This window comes from Allomuricauda ruestringensis DSM 13258 (genome assembly GCF_000224085.1).
Classification (GTDB): domain Bacteria; phylum Bacteroidota; class Bacteroidia; order Flavobacteriales; family Flavobacteriaceae; genus Flagellimonas; species Flagellimonas ruestringensis.
Genome location: NC_015945.1, coordinates 294195 through 317002, shown reverse-complemented (window position 1 = coordinate 317002; position 22808 = coordinate 294195). Strand labels below are relative to the sequence as shown.

Below are 22808 nucleotides of genomic sequence, written 5' to 3'. Positions count from 1 at the left end.
GTTGTTTACGGACCAGCCTATAATTTGGAATACTTGATCATGTACAGGTATCGGATGGCCAGGGTCAAAAGTAACGGAATAAGCACAGGAGAAAAAATCTGAACCTTAATTATCCAAAGCAATAACACAATGCCTATCAACACCAAGGTGGACCATAAATATTTTGAAACCCATTGTGGCACCTTATCTTGTACCACCAGGGCAAAGGCAACTATGATATTTATGGGGAATGCCCATAAAATATTGTAATTGTATGGAGTAGAGGTATGATCTGCCGCTACCCAAAGCAAGAACAGGAAGGTTCCTGCAAAACCTGTTATAAACAAGAGCGAAAAGTCCAACCAGCGGCTACGTGCTTTGTGTTTGTAATCAAAATAGGTGATTATTCCAGTGAAAGCCATTAGCAAAATGAACCAAAATAGCGGAGATAGTGGAAAAAAACTTCGTTGCGTGTGTTCGCTGTAATCCAAAATGGTACGTTCTCGCTTTACCAAAGGTACCCCATCCAATGTGGTGTTTCGCAGTTGCTCCATGGCATAGTAGGGCAAAAATATATGTTCTAGAACGGTGGCCTTTCTGTCAACAGGTGACCCAAAAGCCAAGTCAATCCCAAACATGGACCAAGTGTTCACATCCATAAATTGACGTACCAATTGGCGGAACGTGTATCGTTTTTCGAGATGGGAGTCGTCAAAAACAACGTCATCTCCGAATTGTTCTTTTAAAATATCGCCCGTAATGCTGGAGCAGTTGTTCAATAGCGGGTCATAGGGGTAATCCCGATTTTCGGGCAGATAGTTTTCTTCAAAAAAAGCTAGAAGCTGGTTGCGTTGTTGCAGATTCAGGTCCAAAATTTGCTCTTTTACCCATCTTTTTTCCAGTTCGTATTCGTAAAGGAAGGTTTCAAAATTTCTGCGGGAAAGGGAATATATCATTCTACCCTTGGTGAAGTTCAAATAAAAGTTAGGTTGATTGAAATCGAAAGTACCGTAATTGTAGACCACATCGATGCCGAGGGCGGGGTCCTGTACACGGAAAGCTGTGTGTCCAAAAGCGGAATAAAGTTGATCACCCGCAGCACAGGTAAGCAAGCTTATCTTTGAATTTTCGGTGAGTTCTGGGGCTTGGGAAAAAAGGAATTTCCCGATAATCAAGAAAAAAAGTAATAGATGGAGCTTTCGTCTCATTCTGATTTTTATCAAAGCAAATATCAGAATAAAAACGACTCGGTATGCCATACGTTGCCCACAGTTTAATTTTTCCTTTATTTTTACGGAAATCTTAGTTATATGAAGTCCTATATTCCCAATTTTTTAACCTTGCTCAATGTGTTGAGCGGCTGTGTTGCCACGGTGTTTGCAGTGCTAAATCATTTGGAGTGGGCCGTACTTTTTGTGTTTATCGGGATTTTCTTTGACTTTTTTGATGGTCTCGCAGCTAGGGCGCTTAATGTGCAGAGTGAGGTAGGGGTGCAGCTAGATTCGTTGGCCGATGTAATTACAAGCGGTTTGGTTCCAGGCGTGGTGATGTTTCAATTGTTGAGCATGGCCGAACGAGGTGGATGGAACCTTGGATTTATTGGTCACGATGCAGAAATTACGTTGTTGCCTTTTGTTGGTTTTGCCATAACCTTGGCTTCGGCCTACCGATTGGCCAAGTTTAATATAGATGAAAATCAAGTATCCTCATTTATCGGGCTGCCAACACCTGCTAATGCACTTTTGATTTTGTCGTTGCCAATGATTCTTCTGTACCATAACAGCGAAGAACTGAACAACATCATCCTAAACCCTTGGTTTTTGGTGGTTTTGACGGTTTTGAGCTCTTACTTATTGAACTCCCCCATCAAACTATTTGCCTTGAAATTCAAAAACAAGAGCTTTAAGGACAATGGAATTCGTTACTTGTTCATTATCGGGAGCTTGGTAATGCTGCTAACGCTTCGTTTTTTGGCGATACCTGTGATAATTCTCTTTTATGTTTTGGCTTCTTTGCTGATGCCTTCCGAAAAGTAGTTTTAAAAATCCAGCTTCTTTTTTCTTAGCTCAAAGTTTTGCCCCAGATACACTTTTCTCACCATTTCATCCATAGCGAGTTCTTCGGGAATCCCCGCTTTTAGGATACCACCTTCGAACATTAGGTAAGAGCGTTCGGTAATGGCCAAGGTTTCCTGTACGTTATGGTCGGTAATCAAAATACCGATGTTTTTGTTCTTCAACTGGGCTACAATACGCTGAATATCCTCCACGGCTACGGGATCTACCCCGGCAAAAGGTTCATCCAGTAAAATAAATTTGGGGTCGGTGGCCAATGCTCGTGCAATTTCGGTGCGGCGGCGCTCACCTCCAGACAATAAATCTCCGCGGTTTTTACGGATGTGTCCCAAGCCAAATTCATCAATCAGGGATTCCATTTTCATGTGTTGTTCTTTTTTACTCATGTTGGTGAGCTGCAACACACTGAGGATGTTTTTTTCTATGCTGAGTTTTCGGAAAACGGAAGCTTCTTGCGCCAAATAACCTATACCGTGCTGTGCCCTTTTGTACATGGGAAAACTGGTAATATTGGTGCCGTCCAAGTAAATATTCCCACCATTGGGTTTTATCAGCCCGACAATCATGTAGAACGAAGTGGTTTTACCCGCTCCGTTGGGGCCCAAAAGCCCAACAATTTCACCTTGGTTTACTTCAAGGGATATGCCCTTAACAACTTTTCGGCCACGGTAGGCCTTCATTATATTTTCTGCGCGTAGCTTCATAGGAACTTGCCAAAACTAAACATATTCTTTTTCTGCCGTATGGTCTTTTGGTTTTTTTTAGGCTTCGCTCTCTTCCAAATCTTCCCAATACTCGTAGGCGCGCCGTAAATGTGGTATTACAATGGTTCCCCCCACCAAAGTGGCGATGCCCAAGGTTTCCATAACCTCTTCTTTGTTGGCACCGGCTTCTTTGGAGCTTTCCAAGTGGTACTTTACGCAGTCATCACAACGGAGTACCGCAGAGGCGACCAATCCCAATAATTCTTTGGTTTTGACATCCAAGGCACCTTCCATAAAGGCGTTGGTGTCCAGATTAAAAATACGTTTTATGAGCTTGTTGTTCTCTGCAAGCAGCTTATCGTTCATTTTAGCACGATAGGCATTGAACTCTTCTACTTTATTAGGCATTGTTTCTGGCTTTCTCTTTTTTTGCTTCGTTTTTAACTACCATTTTGGAAATGAATATGCTCACCTGATACAAAATAAGTACGGGTATACATACAATAATTTGACTGGTTATATCCGGAGGTGTGATGATTGCGGATAGTATCAAAATGATTACCAAGGCTATTTTTCTGTATTTCTTTAGGATTTCGGGGGTTACCAATCCAACTTTGGTCAAAAAGAAAATAACGATGGGCAATTCAAACATGATTCCACAGGCAATCACCGAAGCCCTTACCGTTCCGATATAGGAAGCAAGATCGATTTCGTTCAATACTTCTTTACTGACTTGGTACGACCCTAAAAAGTTGATGGATAAAGGAGCCACGATATAATATCCAAACAGTACGCCAAGAAAGAACAATCCAGAGGCTGTAATGATGAATCCTTTGGAATGTTTTCTTTCCTTCTCGTAAAGCCCAGGGCTGATGAATTTCCACAATTCCCATAAAATATAAGGAAATCCAAGGATTACCCCCGCCCAGATGGATGTCCAGATATGTGCGGAGAACTGTCCGGCCATCAAACGGCTCTGAATGGTAAACGGCATTGAATCGCCACAGAATTCGGAATCTACCCCAAAAAACTTTCCGATGTTACAAAAGAACTGATAGGTAGGAAAGTCCATGTTCTTGGGACCGAATAATATGGTATCAAAAATAAAGCCCCTGAATACAAAGGCAAAACAAGCAATGATCACAACTGCCAAAGTGGAGCGCACCAAATGCCAACGCAATTCTTCCAAATGATCCAAAAAGGACATTTCATCCGGATTTTTTCTTTCTCTTTTAGCCATTATAGGATTCCCTCGTTTATAAGGTTATGGATGTGGACCACTCCGGCATAGGTGTCGCCGTCAAAGGCCAATAATTGGGATATGCTCTTTTCCTGCAATAGTTTTAGGGCCTTTACGGCCAAAGTATCCACATCTATTGTTTTGGGATTGGAGGTCATAATGTCCCTTGCGGTAAGTCCATTTATATTATCATATTTACTCAACATTCTTCGGATATCTCCATCAGTTACAATGCCGACTACTTTGTCCTTGTCCATTACGGCGGTAACACCCAACATTTTTTCGGATATTTCTACGATAACCTCTTTAATGTCCGAGTTAATGTCAACTTGTGGTTTTTGATTTTTCACCACAATGTCTGCAACGCGCAAATATAGCTTCTTTCCCAATGCACCGCCAGGGTGGTACTTGGCAAAATCGGAACTGCTGAATCCCTTTAGTTCTAATAGACTGATAGCAAGTGCATCGCCCATGGACATTTGGGCCGAAGTACTGGTGGTAGGCGCCAAATTATTGGGGCAAGCCTCTTTTTCAACATAGGTGTTCAGGACAAAGTCGGCCTGTTTGGCCAATACGGAATCCATGTTTCCCGTGATACCGATAAGCTTGTGCTTTCCTACTTTAATTAAAGGAAGCAAAGCTTTGATCTCTGGAGTGTTCCCGCTTTGTGACAAACAGATGACCACATCGTTTTGTTGGATAGTGCCCAGATCGCCATGAATGGCATCCGCGGCATGCATAAATATGGCCGGGGTCCCCGTGGAGTTCAATGTTGCTACAATTTTGGAGGCCACAATGGCGCTCTTGCCCACTCCGGAAACAATAACCCTTCCTTCCGATTCCAAAATGTACTGTACTGCATGTGCAAATTGGTCGTCCAACAGACTAATCAAATTTGCTACGGCCTTGCTCTCTATTTCAAGGGTCCGCTTGGCTATGGATAAAATTGACTTAATCTCGCTCAATGTAATTAACCGATTAACTGATTGTATTCCTAAAAGAATGTCTTATATTTAAGATTACAAAACTAATCAAACTATCTTTTACAGACTATTCTAGAAGTGAGAATAGATTCATCTGTATTTGAATGGTTTAAAATAAAAGCTTCAACTGCCTTTTAGGCTGCTTGTAACAAATTGAAAATGCGGAAATGAGCCTAATGAACACCGATTTGCACTCCTCGCTCAAAAAATATTTTGGTTTCTCAAAATTTAAAGGATTACAGGAAGATGTAATCCAGAATATTCTTAGTGGCAACGACACTTTTGTGATTATGCCAACGGGCGGAGGAAAATCCCTATGTTATCAATTGCCGGCAATTATGGAAGAAGGAACAGCGATTGTTGTCTCTCCTTTGATCGCCCTGATGAAGAACCAAGTCGATGCCATACGGGGAATATCCGAACAGCATGGTATTGCACATGTATTGAACTCTTCCCTGACCAAAACAGAGGTAAGGCAGGTTAAAGAAGATATTACCAAAGGTGTTACCAAATTGCTTTATGTGGCCCCGGAATCCTTGACGAAGGAAGAAAATGTGGATTTCCTCAAAAATGTGAAACTTTCCTTTGTTGCGGTGGACGAGGCCCACTGTATATCGGAGTGGGGGCACGATTTTAGACCGGAATACCGAAACCTTCGGGGCATTATAAACAGACTTGGGGACAACATTCCTATTATAGGTCTTACCGCTACGGCTACACCCAAAGTGCAAGAGGATATCATCAAAAATTTGGGTATGACGGATGCCAAAGTTTTCAAGGCATCGTTTAACCGACCCAATTTGTTCTATGAGGTACGTCCCAAAACCAAGGATGTAGATGCCGATATTATTCGTTTTGTAAAGCAAAATCAAGGGAAATCCGGAATTATATATTGTTTAAGCCGCAAAAGGGTAGAAGAATTGGCCCAGGTACTTCAGGTAAACGGCGTAAGCGCAGTTCCCTATCATGCCGGGTTCGATGCCAAAACCCGTTCCAAATATCAAGATATGTTCTTAATGGAAGAGGTTGATGTGGTTGTGGCCACCATTGCTTTCGGAATGGGGATAGACAAACCTGATGTGCGTTTTGTAATTCATCACGATATTCCCAAAAGTATTGAAAGCTATTACCAAGAAACCGGACGTGCCGGAAGAGATGGGGGCGAGGGACATTGTTTGGCCTATTACGCCTATAAAGATGTGGAAAAGCTGGAAAAATTTATGTCAGGTAAACCCGTAGCGGAGCAAGAAATCGGCAATGCTTTATTGCAAGAAATTGTAGCTTATGCCGAGACATCCATGTCCCGTAGAAAATTTATTCTGCATTACTTCGGTGAAGATTTTGATGAGGAGAACGGGGAAGGAGCCGACATGGACGATAATTCCAGAAACCCCAAACCTAAAGAAGAAGCCAAGGAACAAGTAGTCAAACTTTTGACTGTGGTGAGAGATACCAAAGAAAAATTCAAGACCAAAGAAATTGTCAAGGTTTTGATTGGTAAAACCAATGCCATGATATCCTCGCATAGAACCGATGAAAAAAGCTTTTTCGGAATAGGGAAGGACAATGACAAGGAATTTTGGATGGCCTTGACCAGGCAGGTTCTGGTTGCTGGGCTTTTGAAAAAGGAAATTGAACGATACGGGATTCTTCATTTAACCAAATTGGGTGAAAAGTACTTGGAAAATCCAGAATCATTTATGATGACGAAGGATCATGTCTACTCCAGAGAAGATACCGGAAATATTGTTACGGCCCAGAAATCTAACGGGGCTGTTGCGGATGACAATTTATTGAAACTACTTCGTGACCTCCGAAAAAAAGAGGCACAACAACGGGATGTGCCTCCATTTGTAGTTTTTCAAGACCCATCTTTGGAGGATATGTCGCTAAAATACCCTGTAACCATGGAAGAGTTGATAAATATTCAAGGGGTTGGCGAGGGAAAAGCAAAAAAATATGGGAAAGCCTTTGTAGATCTGATTTCCAAATATGTGGATGAAAATGATATTATAAGGCCAGATGACCTTGTGGTGAAGAGTACCGGGGCCAACTCTGGACTAAAACTTTATGTGATTCAAAGTGTGGACAGAAAATTACCGTTGGATGATATCGCCTCTGCCAAAGGATTGGAACTGCCAGAACTTATAAAAGAGATGGAACAAATCGTATTCAGCGGCACCAAGTTGAACATTGGCTACTGGATAGATGAAATCTTGGACGAGGACCAACAAGAAGAAATCCACGATTACTTTTTGGAAGCAGAAACAGACTCCATTTCTGCTGCCATTGAAGAGTTCGAGGGCGATTACGAAGACGAAGAGCTCCGCTTGTACCGTCTAAAATTTATAAGTGAAGTGGCGAATTAAAATTCGCCACTCAACTCACCTGTTGTTATCGCTGCAACTATAAGTCCAAAGTAAAGGATGGACAGTACTAAATAAATCAAGGACAAGGCCAATCCAATGTAGGATAATATCTTACCTGTCTTTACATTGCTGTAATCGGTGTAATTTTCTGGGTTTTGTTGGTACAATTGGTTGGCAGTTTTGGCTTTCACCAATCCTATGATGCTAAATATAGCACCAAATGGGCCACAGCAAAACAAGGTGCCAACAATGGAGAGAATCCCCATTGTCAACACGGTGCTCGCCCCGGGTAAGGGTTGTTGGTTCATTTATTTGTGTTTATTGATATTGTTCCGTCATTTCTTGGACTTTTTCCATGTAGCCTTCCCAGCCTCCCATTTGGTTGATCGACCATAAAGTATATAATAGATAAAGTAATCCTATGACCATGCCTATTAATGCAAGTATCCTAACTGTTTTTAACGTACTGTAATTCTTGTATATCTCTGGATTCTCAGCATACGTTTTTTCATCTTTTTTGACTAAAAAGAATGCTATTCCAGCTAAAATAAGACCAGGTGCTCCTCCAAAACAGCAACAGAGGAATGATAAAATGGCCAAAACTAGGGCGATGGTTACATTAGGTAGATTTTTTTGTTCCATGGTTAAAAATGTTTAGTGGATAAATTTGATTATATAATTTATTAAAATTAGAGCTACAGTTGCTGCACCTAAGCCAGTGATCAATCGGTTATCTACCTTTAAATTGAATACTTTATTGCTAATGACCATAGCAAACAGAGGTATAATGGTATAAATAGCCGGATACATTTGAAAAGCGGCCACAAACTCACCATGCAACAACAAATCAACGGATCGTTGCAACCCACAACCCGGGCAATCCACACCCAAAATTTTTTTATTGAGGCACGGTAGCATGTAGTTTTCTAAACTAAAGGCGTTTATGGTTGGTGTTAGGTTCATCATAGGCTGTAGTGCCCGAAAAATACTATTATTTTTGTATTCAGGTTTAATTTTTACATCATTTTTTACCACAGATATTAATTATGGGCAAATTTTCTATTGGAGATAGGGCAGAGGTATTGGACGAAGCAATTGCAGGAATTGTACAAAAAATAGATGGTGACAGGGTGACTCTTATCACCGATGATGGTTTTCCCATGCAATATACAATCAGCGACCTTGTTAAAATCGAAGGCAATATTTCTGTTACTAATTATGAGGTGGCCAAAATCAAAAAAGAAAAGGAACTGCCCAAAAGAAGAAAAGCACCGACCATAAAACCCAAAGAGCGCAGCGCTCCCAAAATGGAGGTGGACCTACACATTCATCAATTGGTTAAGTCCAGTAAGGGAATGAGTAATTACGACATGCTGAACATTCAATTGGACACGGCCAAACGGCAATTGGATTTTGCGATACGAAAACGCATCCAACGAGTAGTGTTTATCCATGGGGTAGGTGAAGGTGTTCTAAAAGAGGAATTGCACTACTTGTTCAAGAAGTACGACAATGTGAAATTTTACGATGCCGAGTATCAGAAATACGGACTAGGTGCCACCGAGGTTTATATTTATCAGAACAGCTAATTGGGAACGGTGGTGGTCACCTCGCCAAACTCGTTTATGGCCAAATTGGTAATGCGTTCTCCGTTGCCAGTAACAAAAGATATTCCGCTCAGGCTAATATTGTGTACAAAAAGGGTGCTGTCGTTATCGGCCAACATGGTTTCAACAATCACCATCCCATCTTCTGCAACAACTTCGTCAATAACAGTTGGTTCTACCACTGGAATATCATCACAGAAATAATCATTGTCCACAGCATCTGAGAAAACCCTGTAAGTAACTTGAGATTGACCGGGAACAGTGCTTTCCGTAGTAATGGTATCTCCAACGATACCATTGTTCAAGACCCCACTTTGCAGTTGTAAAATAAGGGCTTCGCCCTCATTTATTTTAAACATCAGATTTCCTGCGTTCCTAACCGGGGCAGCGCAATATTGAATGGAAACACTGTCAAAATCAATGGTTTCAATTTGAAGGTCGCCATCACTGCAAGAAAATAGCAAACCCAAAGTAAGAATTGAAAAGATAAATTTTCTCATGCACCAAATTTAAAGCAATTCCATTATAATACGCCAATACTAAGATCTACTTTAAAAGAAATTAACTTTATTTCCCGTATTTTTGCCCCTGTTAAAAAGAGAACTCAACCATGCAAAAAGTGTATCTGGACAATGCTGCTACAACGCAGGTAAGGGAAGAGGTTATTCAATGTATGCAAGAAGCTCTTGCACGGCATTATGGCAATCCATCTTCCACACACAGTTTTGGAAGGTCGGCAAAAACCGCCGTAGAGCAAGCAAGAAAAACCATTGCCAAAACCTTGAATGCGCAACCCTCGGAAATCATTTTTACTTCGGGGGGAACCGAAGCTGATAACATGATTTTGCGATGTGCAGTTAGGGATTTGGGGGTTGAGACCATTATTACCTCCAAAATAGAGCACCATGCCGTGCTGCATACCGTGGAAGAGCTCGAAAAAGAGCACAATACCAATGTTTGGTATGTGAATTTAGATGAATTTGGCAGCCCCAGCCTTGCACATTTGGAGGAGTTGCTCAAAAAAGACGATTCCAAGAAGTTGGTGAGTTTAATGCATGTGAACAATGAGATTGGCAATATTACGGATATAGGGGCTGTTGGTGAGCTTTGCAAAGAAAACCATGCACTTTTCCATTCGGACACTGTTCAGTCCATTGGACATTATCCTTGGGATGCACAGGCTATAAACATTGATTTTATGACAGCTGCAGCCCACAAATTCCATGGGCCCAAAGGAATCGGGTTTGCCTTTATCAGAAAAAATTCTGGATTAAAACCATTGATTGTTGGTGGAGCCCAAGAAAGGGGTTTTAGAGCGGGTACAGAGCCTTTTCATAACATTGTAGGCTTGGAAGAAGCTTTTGTGAGGGCTTACGAGCACTTGGAAGAGGAGACCAAAACCGTAAAAGAGCTTAAAAAGTATTTTGTAGACCAAGTTTTAAAGGAAGTTCCGGGAGCCAAATGCAATGGATTTTCGGGTGATTTGGAAAAAAGCACCTATACCTTGGCCAATATCCGCTTGCCGTTTGACAAACAAAAAGGGTTGATGCTCTTGTTCCATTTGGATATGAAGGGAATTGCCTGCTCCAAAGGTAGTGCATGCCAATCGGGAAGCAACCAAGGTTCGCATGTACTTAACGAGATTCTGTCCGGTGAGGAGCTGGAAAAGCCAAGTCTGCGCTTTTCTTTCTCCATCTACAATACTAAGGAAGAACTCGACTACGTCGTTGAGGTATTAAAGGAATTTGCGAACAGTTAAAATCAGTTTCTGTTCCTACGCTTTTCTCTGTCGTAAGGAAATTTTCTGGATGCGGTTTTCATCATTTTGTCGATGAGCTCCGTGGTGTTTTTACCTGTTTTCTTGGAGATTTCGTTTTCATATTTCCAAAGCAATTTCCCGGTTTCGCCATCACTTATTTTTACCCCAATGCGGCCATAATTGGCATCTCCGCTGAAGTAATCCAAAATACTGAAATCGGTGGGCACGCCCTCGGAAAGTAAAATATTTAGGTTTAGGTTGCCACTGATAATTCCATCAACATCCAAAATTTCGCACAATTCTTGGGTGGTGTAGGTGTCAATATTGTCGTAGTTGATATTATTTTGGGCCAAAATGGCATTCGTGTTCCTAATGTTTTGGAAATCCACACTGAACTTCTTCCGCTTTTTTCGTTTGGAAAAATAGGTTTCCAATGCATTCTGTACCGCGTACCCTTCTTTTTCGGCCAATATGCTTAGCTCATCCCTGTTCACGGCTTTTTTGAGTTCCAAATGGGCTATAAAGGGTACAATCGCCAAAGTTTCATGGTCATTGGTGTATTCATCAAACCGTATGCTCTCATAAATGTTTTTTTGCGCCATGGTTAGGGTCGAAGCAAAAAGAACAAAAACAAAGACAATTTTTTTCATCAAATTTTATTTAGCTAAACATTCGGGAGTTAATTGGCCGAAGCTTATAAAAAGTTGAGTTTGAATCCCTCATTGAGGGTTTGATTCCTCGACGTTCTACGTCAAAATGGATTAAATTTTTTTCGTTTGAATATCTCATGGGGTTACCCCGAGGTAGTTGATTAATTTTTTAGGAAATCGGTCTAGGCGATTTTACGTTTGCAAAAATAACGCTATTTCCTGAAAAAAGTGCCTGTATAGGTTGTAGAATTGCCCACATTGTCGGTAACCGTAACTTTTAGCTCACATTCCGTTTCGTTGGAGATATTGTCGTCAAAATTGTATGTTATGGTATTGGTCTTGGGTTCGTACTCCATCAAAATCCATTTTCCGTTCAAGGTGGCCGAATAGGTATCAATACCGCTAAGATCGTCCGAAATGGAGAGGCTCAAATAACTATAGTTGCTCAACCATTGCTTTTCCTTAAAATTCTTGGGCCGTATCTCAGGAGCAATACTATCCCTGACCAAGGTATAGGTCCCCAATGTGCGAGTTCGGGTTGTAAAAGAACCGTCACGTTTATAAGTTTTGGAATAAGTAGGCCTCATTCCACTATCCAAATGCGCAATAAATAGTTGTTTTTTTTCTTCAGCCGAATATTTTGAAGGATCAAAGCTGATGGTGAAATTTCGGTGTGCCGCTATACTATTGTCGTGCACGGTGATGGTATCGTTCCCTTTTTCCAGATTGATGAAGAAATCTTCATAAAATGTACTGGCGGGGAAATACACTTTGGCAGCACCCAGATCAAAGTTGTTGGGTTTGTCTGCAATCACAAAATCATCTGTGGTGTCATCAATTTTACTGATTTTTTCTTCCTCTCGTTTCCCTTCAACTGGAATAATTAGCTTGGTGGTGTTTCCGGCCATATCGGAAATGTACAATTCCACGTTGTAGGACATTCCTTCTTCCACATTGATTTTACCGTCGTTGTAAAGTGATTTGTAGATGCTCAAATGGTTGTAGGGCTCCTTAAAACATTTTTGGATACGCCGCCGATGGTCATAAAAATGAGCGTAATCAATAAGTGTGTTAATGTATCGTGTTTCTCCAAAGGAGAAAGATTCAAAGTCGAACTCGGAAAATACCCTGCCATTTACCGATTGCTTAACGGCATATACCCCATTTTTGTTCGCGGCCATGTCCAAACGGTCAAAAGTATCGATGCCAAAACCAATAGTGCCAATGGCGGTTACTTTATCGGCCAAAAAAGAACCATCGGACTGCCTTGTGTAATTTAACTGGATTTTCTCAGCACTTTGGTTGATCAAGGCGCCTTCGGACAAAGGGTAGCCATATAGTCCCGACAAGGTTGGGTCAGTCGCATCCCTTACTTCATAACCATAGAGCAGGGGGTTGGTAGGTTTGCCGCTTACGCTGCTTCGTATTTCAAAATGGAGGTGGGGCCCCGCGGAACCACCCGTATTTCCAGAGAAAGCAATTGTACTGCCCTTGGCAACCTTTAACTCACCGTAATCCGGGAACATTTCTACTTCGTAGGACTGCTTCTCGTACTGTACTTTCTTTACATACTCCTCTATTTCCGGGCCAAATTTTTTAAGATGCGCATATACCGAGGTATATCCATTGGGGTGTGCTACGTACAGGGCCTTCCCATAGCCCCAATGCGAAACTTTAATGCGTGTTACCGTGCCATCGGAAATGGCAAAAACCGGCAGTCCTTCCCGTTGTTGGGTCTTAATGTCCATTCCCGAATGAAAGTGGTTGGAACGAAGCTCACCAAAAGTTCCGGCCAAAACCAAGGGAATGTCCAAAGGGGGGCGAAATTCACCTTGAGGATATTTTTTTTGGGCAGGTAGGTATAATACAGTAAAAAAAAGGACTAAAAAAAAGTTGTGGCGCATATAAAAATCAATATTTCCTTACGAAAGTAACCAATGTTTTTATTTGATAAAAAAGATTTAAGATAACCCATCAGCACTTCAAGCAAAGCTTTAAGAATAAATCCAAAAAGTATTGCGAGGTTGTGCTAGGTTGGTTAACTTTGTGTAATACGTATTGTTGTTTGCATATATGAGCGAACTTGTTGAGATTGTGGATTCTTTGGAGAACAAGGTGAGCAAACTGCTGCACAAAATGGAGCTGTTGCACCAAGTGAATGCCAAACTAAAACAGGAATTGGAACTTCAAAAGGAGAAAAACGAACTCAAAGAGAGTGCTCTGAAAGAATGGGAAGAAAAATATGACTCCCTGAAAATGGCGAACACAATGCTGGGTGGTAATACTAGTAGTAAAACAGAAGCTAAGCTCAAAATAAATACATTGATTCGCGAACTTGATGTTTGCATAGCCAAGTTGGCGGATTAACGGATACCGAGATTATGGACGAGAAGCTCAAAATAAAGCTTTCCATTGCCGACAGGGTATATCCTTTAACGATTGACCCCAAGCAAGAGGAAGGGTTGCGAAAAGCGGCCAAGAATATAGAAAATTTGGCAAAAAAGTTTGAGCAAAACTATGCCGTTCGGGATAAGCAGGATGTTTTGGCCATGTGTGCCTTGCAATTTGCTTCCAAAATTGAGCAAGGTGGAATAGACCGTTCAGAAAATGCGGAGGCCGCCATGCAGCGCCTCAGGGCCTTGGATGAATTGGTTCACTCCAAATTGGGAGAATAAGTTCTTTTAAATAAAATATTGTTACTGCCCACATTGGTAATTAATTTTTGACAAACTCAACACTATTATAATTAGAAAGGGTGAGTTTAGGTTGTAAAAGCAGGCCCTACTTGTATAGGGATCCTTGATCAGTCTGTTAGCCCTAAACCTGTATTTTGGAGTTTGTACAAAACTTCTTCCGATGTGGGCTTTTTTTTTAACTAAACACAAGCAAACATGGATAATATCATAGTTATTGTTGGCGCAGCTGTTGTGGGGCTGGCAATAGGATTCGCAATTGCCAAGATGATGGAGAAAGGCAAAGCATCCAAAACCATTGCCAATGCAAAAAAAGAAGCATCCAACATTATAAAAGAAGCCAGTAAAGAGGGCGATAGCATAAAGAAGGATAAGATCTTTCAGGCAAAGGAGAAGTTTTTGGAGCTGAAGGCGGAGCACGAGAAGGTCATCATCAATAAGGATAAAAAAATTGCAGAGGCCGAAAAACGCACAAGGGACAAAGAGTCCCAGGTTAGCAGTGAATTGGCCAAGAACAAAAAGCTTAACGATCAATTTCAAGAAAAGATAAAAGAGATCGAGTACAAAAGTGAGATACTCGACAAAAAACAATCTGAGGTTGAAAAGCTCCACAAGAGCCAAGTACAACAGTTGGAGGTAATTTCTGGACTTTCCGCAGAAGATGCCAAGGCCCAATTGTTGGAATCTTTAAAAGAAACTGCCAAAAGCGATGCCATGGCATATCTTCAAAACACCTTGGAAGAAGCAAAGCTCACCGCACAGCAAGAGGCCCGAAAAATAGTGATCAACACCATTCAGCGTATCGGAACCGAAGAAGCCGTGGAGAACTGTGTCTCGGTATTCAATTTGGAGTCGGATGATGTTAAAGGTCGTATTATTGGCCGAGAGGGTAGAAACATTCGTGCTTTGGAATCGGCCACAGGTGTTGAGATTATTGTAGATGATACCCCAGAAGCCATTATCCTATCTTGTTTTGATTCCGTTAGGAGGGAAGTGGCCCGTTTGTCCTTGCACCGATTGGTGACCGACGGAAGAATTCACCCTGCCCGTATTGAAGAGGTAGTGAAGAAGACCGAAAAACAAATCAATGAAGAAATTGCCGAAATAGGCAAGCGTACCGTAATCGACCTGGGCATCCACGGATTGCACCCAGAACTGATAAAGGCGGTAGGGCGGATGAAGTACCGTTCCTCTTACGGACAAAACCTATTGCAGCACTCAAGAGAGGTAGCTAAACTCTGTGGCGTAATGGCAGCAGAATTAGGACTCAACCCTAAATTGGCCAAAAGAGCCGGATTGCTTCACGATATAGGAAAAGTTCCCATGGCTGAAGTTGAAGTGGAAACACCCCACGCTATTTTAGGTATGCAATGGGCACAAAAATATGGTGAAAAAGACGAGGTTTGCAATGCAATCGGAGCCCACCACGATGAAATCGAGATGACCACTTTAATTTCTCCCATAGTTCAAGTTTGTGATGCTATCAGCGGTGCACGCCCTGGAGCTAGGAGACAAGTTTTGGACTCCTACATTCAAAGATTGAAGGATTTGGAAGATATTGCCTTCGGCTTCAACGGAGTACAGAAAGCCTACGCTATTCAGGCGGGTAGGGAACTGCGTGTAATTGTGGAAAGCGAAAAAGTGAACGATGACAAAGCGGCGGAACTCTCTTTCGAAATATCACAAAAAATACAGACCGATATGACCTATCCCGGTCAAGTTAAGGTTACCGTAATCCGTGAAACGCGGTCTGTAAACGTGGCCAAGTAAACTGATAATTATCATACTTTTCTAACTAAGGTCAGGCTAACTTCATTCAAGAAATTGATAAACTACTTGAGTGATGAAAAAAGATGTGCCTGTTTCGGAAATAATGACCAAAAAACTGGTTACGCTTACTGCCAAAGATGATTTGGTGACTGCCGAACGTCTTTTTAAAAAGCATCATATCCGACATATTCCAGTTGTTGAAGGTAGCTCTATTGTGGGTATGTTAAGCTATACGGATTTGTTGCGGATCAGTTTTGCAGACGCGATAGATGAGCACGAAGAACATGTGGAAACCATTGTTTATAACATGTTCACCATTCCGCAAGTAATGGTCAACGATGTTGTTAGCATAGCATCCGATACGTCAATTAGGGATGTGGCACGTTTTCTTTCCAAAAAAGAGTTTCATGCTTTGCCTGTGGTGGATAACGGAAAACTTGTGGGGATAGTTACCACTACGGATTTAATCAACTATTTACTCGAATTGTATTGAACTTTTGGAAGGGAAGAAGTTGAAGGGCCGCTATACGAGCGGCCCTTTGATATTATTTTATAAGGTAGATTAAAATTTATTCCTCTTCGTTGCTGTCATTTTCTTCTTCCTCGATTTCTTTGTTCAGTTTGTGTTTAAGAATGTTCAGCTTCTTCATTTTCTCTTTCCAAGTTTGAAGCGCTTCTTTTTGTTTGTCCAATTTATTGACGACTTCTTTGACCAAAGGATTGTCCTCTGAATCACCAGAGAAAAACTGTAGGTTGTTCTCTAACTGACGAATTTCGGATTTTACCTCATCAATCTTACGCTTAACAAAAACACGTTCATTGCCTATAGCGTAGTTGTCCTCTGTTTTGGCAAGTTCCTGTACTTTGTTCCCGTATTTGAGCAGTTCCGATTGTTGTTTGCCAACCCCTAATTTTTTGAAGAGGGCATCCACAATTTTATTGAACTTGCTGTTGATGTGCTTTTTGTTATACGGAATGCGACCGTATTGTTTCCACTCGGCTAAAAAGGCTTTAACGTCTTCAATATCCTTCTTCTTGTCACCGCTCAGTTGGAACTCTTTTAAACGGTTTAAACATTCGCTTTTCTTCTTAAAGTTTTCGAATTCTTCCTTGTGGGCCTCGTTCTTTTCCGCGTGTAAGCGGTCAAAATAGTGGTTACAAGCGTCCTTGAACTCTTTCCAGATTTTATCGGAATATTTTCTGGGAACATGGCCAATTTTTTTCCAATCCCTTTGTATGCGCTTCATTTGTGGGGTAACTTCGTCCCAATCATCACTATCCTTCAAAGAAACGGCCAATTCCAACAGTTCCTTTTTCTTTTCAAGGTTTAGCTGTTGCTCTTTTTTCTGATTTTTATAGAATGCGTTTTTGGTCCTATTGAATTTACGGACGGTTTCCTTAAAATAGCTCCAAGTTTCTTCGTTCACCTTTTGGGGCACCCTACCTGCCTTAAAAAACAAATCCCTTAGCGCTTCCACCTCTTTTATTTGTTGTTGGATGCCTCTGTGGTTATCCGCAACGTTTTCGGCTATTTTAGCGATGTTAGCTATGATCTCTTGCTTTTTTTCCAAGTTTTTCTCGTAGACCTTTTCCAATTCCTGAAAATGTTCTTGCCTACGCTGGTGCATGGCCTTGGTGGCGGTGCTGAATTTCTCCCAGATTTCTTCGCGATGTTCCTTGGCTACGGGACCGATGTCCTCTTTCCAAATCTTGTGAAGCGTTTGCAACTCCCTGAACGCCTTGTTCAAATCCGGTTCTTCCGCTAAAGCTTCGGCACGTTCCACCAACTTCTGCTTTTCTTCCAGATTATGTTTAAAATCCAGATCGCGCAATTCACGGTTTAGGTGCAGAAAATCATAAAAGATTTCCATGTGGTGGTGGTAGGTGCGCCAAACATCGTTGTAATTGGTTCGAGGTATGGGCCCTGCATTTTTCCACCTATTTTGGAGGTCTTTAAAGTTGTTGTAAGTAGTATTGATGTCCTCCTCAATATCAATGAGGCCTTTCAGCTCTTCAATAATATCCAACCTTTTTTGTAGGTTGGCTTTTAGTGATTGATCGAGTTGTTTATAATATTGATCACGCTTTTCCCGGAAATCCGAATACACCTCATTGAATTGCCTTTTGGCAACGGAATTATATCGAAAATCAATTTCATTGCCTCCTTTGGATACAAACTCTTCCTTTTTCTCATCGAGAAACTCTTGGAACTTTTGGTCGAACTCGTACTTAATGGCGCTAACATGCTTGTTGATGGCCTGTACTTTCTCGTTTTTTACCAAACGCTGTAATTCCCCGACCAAGTTTTCCATGGTCATGGAGTGGTAATCCAGCATGGGTATGGTATGCCGTTTCTCGTTTTCAGTATCTTCAGCATCCTCTGCATTGGATTCGTCAATCTCGTCTATATGCTCTTCGGAATCGTTCTTCTCGGAATCGTTCTTCTCGGAATCGTTCTTCTCGGAATCGTTCTTTTTGCTTTTGGATTCGGAAACAACCTCTTTCTTAGGCTTTTGTGACTCTTCAGTTTCAGATACAGTTTCTTCGGACACTTTTGGTTCGGCTTGTGTAGCTTCTTCCATTTGTCCTTTTGTATTTTCTGAAGTTTCCTCTATACCACCTTCAGCTTGCTGAAGTTTACGATCGTTTTCCTGCATTCGTAGCTTGTTTACCTATTGATTGATGAAAATTATAGCCAATTTAACAACTTAATTGTCTAATAGCAAAAGTATTGATTCTTCTTTTACGGACGGAGATGGTTGTGCGGATGGGTGGAATACTTATGTTAACTCCTTTTTTTTAGACATTGTTCCAGATTTCCCAAGCCTTTTCCGCTTGGTGCTCCAACATGTTCAGCCCATTGCAGATGGTTGCTCCTTTCGCCTCGCCTGAAGCTAAAAAACTGGTTTTTTCTGGATTGTAGATCAAGTCGTACAGCAAATGATCAGCTCCAATATATTGATAAGGGAGTGCAGGTTTGTCCTCAATATTGGGGTAGGTGCCAAGTGGGGTGCAGTTAATAATCAGGGTGTTTTTCTTAATGGTGGTTTCGTCCAGTTCGTCGTAGGTGTATTGCCCGTCCCTTTTACTGCGCGAAACATAGGTGTTGGCAATTCCCAGTTCATCTAGAACAAAACGAACGGCTTTGGAAGCACCGCCCGTGCCCAGGATCAATGCATTTTTATGATGTGGTTTCAAGAAGGGTTCCAATGATTTTTGAAAACCATAAGCATCAGTATTAAAGCCTTTTAGGCCATTTTCTGTAAACTGAATGGTGTTTACGGCCCCTATTTTCGCTGCCTTGGCGTCCAGCTCGTCCAAATAGGGGATAACCTCTTGTTTGTAGGGTATGGTTACGTTAAGCCCTCTAAGATTATCTTGGGCGAGCACGTTTTTCAGCTCTTCGATTTTTTGAAGATCAAAATTCTCGTAGCTATGGTCATCCAGTCCCAAATCCTTGAATTTTTGGGTGAAATATCCCTGCGAGAAAGAATAAGAAATGTTTCTACCTAGTAGCCCGAACCTGTTCATTTTTTTTTCTGTTGTTGCCATACCAATCCAAAATCAATAATACCAAAATCCCCAATAAAATAAAAAGTATGGCCCACCAAGTTTCTGCCTCTGCCATTTGTGGAAGGTGACGTTTGTAGTTGAGGATGATTTTATCCCCGTTGGAATCCAATAAGGGGTTGCCGGCTTCGTCCACCTTAAAAACGGTTCTTTTCCAAGGCCAAAGTACGCCCAAAGATCCTGTGATAAAACCCAATAATACCGCTGTTGTTGTGGCTTTAAAGTGTTTTAGTACATAACTGAGCAAATGTGAAAAAGTAACCAATCCGGTAACGGATCCCAAGGTAAAAACCCCTAGTATCTTTAAGATTTGTATGCGTTCAGAATTTTTTACGAAGCTAAAATCCCCAGAGAAAACCTCAGAAAAAGTATCGTAGAGTGCGTTGACCGAATCTACCAGTAACAGGACGTAGTTTCCCAATAAAATCAATATGAAAGAGCCGGACAGCCCGGGAAGCGTCATCCCAGAAACACTAACGATGCCACAGAAAAAAACAAAAAATAAGTTGTCGTTCTCTTTGGCAGGGTTTAAAAAACTGATGGATATCCCAATAATAAACCCGATGATCCCTGCTGGAATAGTACGTTTGTTCCAAGGAGCAAAATCTTTCCCTATATGGTAGATGGAGCCTATGACCATTCCAAAGAAAGTGGCCCAAACAAAGACCTCGTTATGGTCCAAAAAATAATCTAGAATCCGGGAAACACTAAAATAGCTGACCAGCATTCCAAAAATCAGCAAGCCCAGAAATTTGGCATTGGTGTATCGGAAAAAACTTTTGAACCTGCCATTGAAGAACAACTTCACCGCTTTGGAATTCAATTTTTGTAAGGAGTAGATAAACTCCTCGTAAAATCCGGCAACAAAGGCTACTATACCGCCCGAAACCCCGGGAACCTTATTGGCGGCCCCCATGCACAGGCCTTTTATGACCAAGAAGAAATTATCCAGAAATGTTCTAGGTTGATGCATTTGCACAAATAGGTTTTCCTTATTTTTTGGAAGCTACTTTTTCCAGGATAAAAATAAGTGAAAAACCTAGGATGGCTAAGACAATGGCCAGTATTAATTTACTATCGCCCTCAAAAGCACCGGGAAGCACGTTCATATCATCCACAACGATGGTCTTTTCGCCAAAGGTTTTGGTTTCCAAAACCTTTTTCCAAGGCCAAATTTTATTTAAGGAACCCAAGATAAAACCTGTTAGCAATGCCAAAGTGATGTTTTTGTAGTGATTGAACATCCATTTGAGTAGTCGAGCAAAACTCAAAAGTCCAAAAATGGCCCCAACGCCCACGGTCAAAATTATTTTGATATCCCTTTCGTGAACAGCATCCAAAATGGTTTTGTAGGAGCCTAACAGTACAAGGATAAATGCTCCCGAAATACCTGGGAGGATCATGGCACAAACGGCCAATGCACCCGAAAGAAACAAATAGGGTAGGCTGTCCGAGTTATCGCTTGCAGGTAGTTCGGTTATAAAGAAAGCCAAGGCAGCGCCAAAAATCAATACAACCACTGTTCCCATGGTCCATCTGGTGATTTCTTTGCCTACCATAAAAATGGAGGCCACCACTAATCCAAAGAAAAAGGACCATAATAAGATTGGTTCGTTTTCCAAAAGCCAACTCAGGAATTTTGCCAAGGATAGCACACTAATAAAAATTCCGAGGAAAAGAGCCAGTAAAAAGTTTCCATTGACTTTGTTCCAAACGGCCTTGATGCCTTCTTTTTTTAAAATTGAAATCAGGGAAAGATCTATGTTGTTGATGGAGGTTATGAGTTCTTCATAAATGCCAGAAATAAAGGCAATGGTTCCTCCTGATACTCCTGGGACAACGTCTGCGGCACCCATGGCCATTCCTTTCAGGGTAATAAAAACGAAGTCCAGTATACGACGTGCTTGCATTAATTTGATAATAAGGCGGGGCTACTTGGCTGTTTTCCTGATTTTTGAAACCAGCGCTTTTACCCAATCAACTTCAATGAATTCGGGGAATTCTTTTTCAAACTGCTGCAATTTACCAATATCCAATTTCATAGCCTTGGATAAGATACTTTTTGCTTCATCCAAATCGTGATTTTTTAAATGGATGCCTGCCAATTTATAGGTAAGGTCCGAATTGTCGGGGTAAAATTCCAACCCTTGGATCAAAACTTGTATTGCCGAATTGTAATCTCCAATTTTATTGAGTACTTCCGCCCAGTTCCTCCACGTTTCCAGTTCGTAATTGCCCAAGTCCACCGCTTGTTTATAGGCAAAATCCGCCTCGTCCCAATTGTTTAGGGCAGCATATAACTTTCCGGCTTTTTTCCAATATTTAGGGTTTTCCCCATCAATATTTATGGCCTTATTGATGTAGTATATGGCTTTTTCATAGTTTTTTTGCCTAAAATGGAAATCGGTAATGGCCAACCATCCCTTGTCCAATAAAGGGTCTTCGTGAACGGTGTGGTAATAATAATATTTGGCCAAGTCGTAGTTTCCCAGTTTTTCGTGGCATTTACCAAGCCGCAGGAAAGCATACGATGTAGGGTCTTCTATGGATATGGTGGACTCGTAGTTCTCGATAGCCTCATTGTACCTGCCCAATTTTTCCAGCACTTTGCCTTTTTCAAAATAGGCGCCGATAAAGGAATCATCCGAAATCACCGCAAAATCAAAAGCGGTCAAAGCCTCGATATAGAGTTTTTTGGCCAAGTACATTTTGCCCAATTGGTGCCAGGCCACTTCGCAATAGGGGTTTCGGTCGAGATAATCGTTTAGGTATAGGATACTACCATCATAATCCTCCAAAAACTCAAAGCAGTACACTACGTTATAGAGCGATGAATAATCCCTGTCATCAATCTCAACACATCTCATAAAACTAAGTTTTGCCTGCTCGTAGTTGTCCATAAATAGATACTCCATTCCCAATAGGGAGTGAATATCAAACGAGTGGTCCGTGATGTCCAATGCCTCCAGTAGAAGATTTACGGCTTCTTGATGTTTGTCCTGTTTGGAGCGGATGTTGGCCCGTTGGATATAGACTTCCTCATTGGTTACATTAATGGTCTGAATTTCATCCAGAAGAGTTTCTGCAGCATCAAACTTGTCTTCAAAAGCCAATACTTCTACCTGTAAAAGCTTCAATTCCATGGAGTTTGGATGTTGTTCCAAGCCAATTTGAATGGCTTTTTTGCCCAAGGAGATTTTACCGTTGTTCAGGTAATGATGAATAATTTCCTCAAAGTCCTCCGCATCAAAAAAATAGACGTCATCCGTCTTGAGCATGGACTCAAATTTGTTTATGGATTTGTCTGGATATTCGTTAGATTCTAACGCCATAGGAACGTTTTTGGTTGAACTATGGACTTAAAATTAACCCTTTGCGGTTCTGTTTAAGTCCAAATTCGGGGTATGTT

General features: G+C 41.4%; 24 protein-coding genes and 1 other RNA gene. 9 read left to right on the top strand and 16 right to left on the bottom strand.

The window, feature by feature from the left end:
• Nucleotides 1–17: 17 nt before the first annotated feature.
• The gene (locus MURRU_RS01530) at nucleotides 18–1187 is read right to left on the bottom strand and encodes a lipoprotein N-acyltransferase Lnb domain-containing protein (protein ID WP_041801208.1); all 1170 of its coding nucleotides are present in this window, start codon (nucleotides 1185–1187) and stop codon (nucleotides 18–20) included.
• A 102-nt stretch (nucleotides 1188–1289) separates the two neighbouring features.
• On the opposite strand from MURRU_RS01530, the gene MURRU_RS01525 reads away from it, so the two are divergent.
• Nucleotides 1290–2015: a CDP-alcohol phosphatidyltransferase family protein gene (locus tag MURRU_RS01525; protein ID WP_014031646.1), complete on the top strand. Its 726-nt coding sequence runs from the start codon at nucleotides 1290–1292 to the stop codon at nucleotides 2013–2015.
• Nucleotides 2016–2017: 2 nt separating this feature from the next.
• Here the strand turns inward: MURRU_RS01525 and lptB are convergent, their stop codons facing one another.
• From lptB to MURRU_RS01505, 4 genes are read right to left on the bottom strand one after another with little or no spacing between them, the layout of a single operon-like run.
• Nucleotides 2018–2758: an LPS export ABC transporter ATP-binding protein gene (gene lptB, locus MURRU_RS01520; protein ID WP_014031645.1), complete on the bottom strand. Its 741-nt coding sequence runs from the start codon at nucleotides 2756–2758 to the stop codon at nucleotides 2018–2020.
• Nucleotides 2759–2815: 57 nt separating this feature from the next.
• The gene (locus tag MURRU_RS01515) at nucleotides 2816–3166 is read right to left on the bottom strand and encodes a carboxymuconolactone decarboxylase family protein (protein ID WP_014031644.1); all 351 of its coding nucleotides are present in this window, start codon (nucleotides 3164–3166) and stop codon (nucleotides 2816–2818) included.
• On the bottom strand, nucleotides 3159–3998 hold the full coding sequence (tatC, locus tag MURRU_RS01510) for a twin-arginine translocase subunit TatC (protein ID WP_014031643.1): 840 nt from the start codon (nucleotides 3996–3998) through the stop codon (nucleotides 3159–3161). The genes MURRU_RS01515 and tatC overlap by 8 nt, the downstream gene beginning before the upstream one ends.
• Nucleotides 3998–4963 carry a KpsF/GutQ family sugar-phosphate isomerase gene (locus MURRU_RS01505; protein ID WP_014031642.1) on the bottom strand — a complete coding sequence of 322 codons (966 nt, stop codon included), beginning with the start codon at nucleotides 4961–4963 and terminating at the stop codon, nucleotides 3998–4000. Before MURRU_RS01505 ends, tatC begins: the two co-directional genes overlap by 1 nt.
• A gap of 185 nt (nucleotides 4964–5148) precedes the next feature.
• On the opposite strand from MURRU_RS01505, the gene recQ reads away from it, so the two are divergent.
• Nucleotides 5149–7350 carry a DNA helicase RecQ gene (recQ, locus tag MURRU_RS01500; protein ID WP_014031641.1) on the top strand — a complete coding sequence of 734 codons (2202 nt, stop codon included), beginning with the start codon at nucleotides 5149–5151 and terminating at the stop codon, nucleotides 7348–7350.
• Here the strand turns inward: recQ and MURRU_RS01495 are convergent.
• Genes MURRU_RS01495 through MURRU_RS01485 form a run of 3 tightly spaced genes read right to left on the bottom strand, consistent with a single transcriptional unit; the run spans nucleotide 7347 to nucleotide 8385 of the window.
• Nucleotides 7347–7658: a CCC motif membrane protein gene (locus tag MURRU_RS01495; protein WP_014031640.1), complete on the bottom strand. Its 312-nt coding sequence runs from the start codon at nucleotides 7656–7658 to the stop codon at nucleotides 7347–7349. The genes recQ and MURRU_RS01495 overlap by 4 nt on opposite strands.
• A gap of 10 nt (nucleotides 7659–7668) precedes the next feature.
• The gene (locus MURRU_RS01490) at nucleotides 7669–7992 is read right to left on the bottom strand and encodes a CCC motif membrane protein (RefSeq protein WP_014031639.1); all 324 of its coding nucleotides are present in this window, start codon (nucleotides 7990–7992) and stop codon (nucleotides 7669–7671) included.
• A 12-nt stretch (nucleotides 7993–8004) separates the two neighbouring features.
• The gene (locus MURRU_RS01485) at nucleotides 8005–8385 is read right to left on the bottom strand and encodes a DUF2752 domain-containing protein (protein WP_014031638.1); all 381 of its coding nucleotides are present in this window, start codon (nucleotides 8383–8385) and stop codon (nucleotides 8005–8007) included.
• 11 nt (nucleotides 8386–8396) lie between these two features.
• Between MURRU_RS01485 and MURRU_RS01480 the strand changes: the two genes are divergently transcribed.
• Nucleotides 8397–8939, top strand: coding sequence for a Smr/MutS family protein (locus MURRU_RS01480; RefSeq protein WP_014031637.1), 543 nt, complete (start codon nucleotides 8397–8399; stop codon nucleotides 8937–8939).
• Here the strand turns inward: MURRU_RS01480 and MURRU_RS01475 are convergent.
• Nucleotides 8936–9457 carry a hypothetical protein gene (locus MURRU_RS01475; RefSeq protein ID WP_014031636.1) on the bottom strand — a complete coding sequence of 174 codons (522 nt, stop codon included), beginning with the start codon at nucleotides 9455–9457 and terminating at the stop codon, nucleotides 8936–8938. The genes MURRU_RS01480 and MURRU_RS01475 overlap by 4 nt on opposite strands.
• A 110-nt stretch (nucleotides 9458–9567) precedes the next feature.
• On the opposite strand from MURRU_RS01475, the gene MURRU_RS01470 reads away from it, so the two are divergent.
• Nucleotides 9568–10716, top strand: a complete 1149-nt coding sequence (locus MURRU_RS01470; RefSeq protein WP_014031635.1) for a cysteine desulfurase family protein — start codon at nucleotides 9568–9570, stop codon at nucleotides 10714–10716.
• Nucleotides 10717–10718: 2 nt separating this feature from the next.
• Here MURRU_RS01470 and MURRU_RS01465 read toward each other — a convergent pair whose 3' ends face one another.
• Together MURRU_RS01465 and MURRU_RS01460 are read right to left on the bottom strand one after the other, a co-directional pair.
• On the bottom strand, nucleotides 10719–11366 hold the full coding sequence (locus MURRU_RS01465; protein WP_014031634.1) for a hypothetical protein: 648 nt from the start codon (nucleotides 11364–11366) through the stop codon (nucleotides 10719–10721).
• Nucleotides 11367–11578: 212 nt separating this feature from the next.
• Nucleotides 11579–13270, bottom strand: coding sequence for a M23 family metallopeptidase (locus tag MURRU_RS01460; RefSeq protein ID WP_014031633.1), 1692 nt, complete (start codon nucleotides 13268–13270; stop codon nucleotides 11579–11581).
• 169 nt (nucleotides 13271–13439) lie between these two features.
• On the opposite strand from MURRU_RS01460, the gene MURRU_RS01455 reads away from it, so the two are divergent.
• The 5 genes from MURRU_RS01455 (at nucleotide 13440) to MURRU_RS01440 (ending at nucleotide 16322) form a co-directional block, all read left to right on the top strand.
• Entirely contained in the window at nucleotides 13440–13733 is a 294-nt protein-coding gene (locus tag MURRU_RS01455; protein ID WP_014031632.1) for a hypothetical protein, read from the top strand.
• Nucleotides 13734–13747: 14 nt separating this feature from the next.
• Complete coding sequence (locus MURRU_RS01450; protein WP_014031631.1) at nucleotides 13748–14041, top strand: cell division protein ZapA; 294 nt, start codon at nucleotides 13748–13750, stop codon at nucleotides 14039–14041.
• 54 nt (nucleotides 14042–14095) lie between these two features.
• Nucleotides 14096–14205: non-coding RNA, 6S RNA (ssrS, locus tag MURRU_RS17545), on the top strand.
• 52 nt (nucleotides 14206–14257) lie between these two features.
• A complete protein-coding gene (gene rny, locus MURRU_RS01445; RefSeq protein WP_014031630.1) occupies nucleotides 14258–15829 on the top strand; it encodes a ribonuclease Y in 1572 nt (523 codons plus the stop codon).
• A gap of 73 nt (nucleotides 15830–15902) precedes the next feature.
• On the top strand, nucleotides 15903–16322 hold the full coding sequence (locus MURRU_RS01440) for a CBS domain-containing protein (protein ID WP_014031629.1): 420 nt from the start codon (nucleotides 15903–15905) through the stop codon (nucleotides 16320–16322).
• Nucleotides 16323–16398: 76 nt separating this feature from the next.
• Here MURRU_RS01440 and MURRU_RS01435 read toward each other — a convergent pair whose 3' ends face one another.
• The 5 genes from MURRU_RS01435 to MURRU_RS01415 form a co-directional block, all read right to left on the bottom strand.
• Nucleotides 16399–18486, bottom strand: coding sequence for a DUF349 domain-containing protein (locus MURRU_RS01435; protein ID WP_014031628.1), 2088 nt, complete (start codon nucleotides 18484–18486; stop codon nucleotides 16399–16401).
• Between the two features lie 142 nt (nucleotides 18487–18628).
• Nucleotides 18629–19381 (bottom strand): shikimate dehydrogenase family protein, encoded by a 753-nt coding sequence (locus MURRU_RS01430; protein WP_041801724.1) that lies wholly within the window; start codon nucleotides 19379–19381, stop codon nucleotides 18629–18631.
• Complete coding sequence (locus tag MURRU_RS01425) at nucleotides 19335–20372, bottom strand: DUF368 domain-containing protein (RefSeq protein WP_014031626.1); 1038 nt, start codon at nucleotides 20370–20372, stop codon at nucleotides 19335–19337. The genes MURRU_RS01430 and MURRU_RS01425 overlap by 47 nt, the downstream gene beginning before the upstream one ends.
• A gap of 19 nt (nucleotides 20373–20391) precedes the next feature.
• On the bottom strand, nucleotides 20392–21309 hold the full coding sequence (locus MURRU_RS01420) for a polyprenyl-phosphate transporter (RefSeq protein ID WP_014031625.1): 918 nt from the start codon (nucleotides 21307–21309) through the stop codon (nucleotides 20392–20394).
• 21 nt (nucleotides 21310–21330) lie between these two features.
• On the bottom strand, nucleotides 21331–22731 hold the full coding sequence (locus MURRU_RS01415) for a tetratricopeptide repeat protein (protein WP_014031624.1): 1401 nt from the start codon (nucleotides 22729–22731) through the stop codon (nucleotides 21331–21333).
• Nucleotides 22732–22808: the final 77 nt, after the last annotated feature.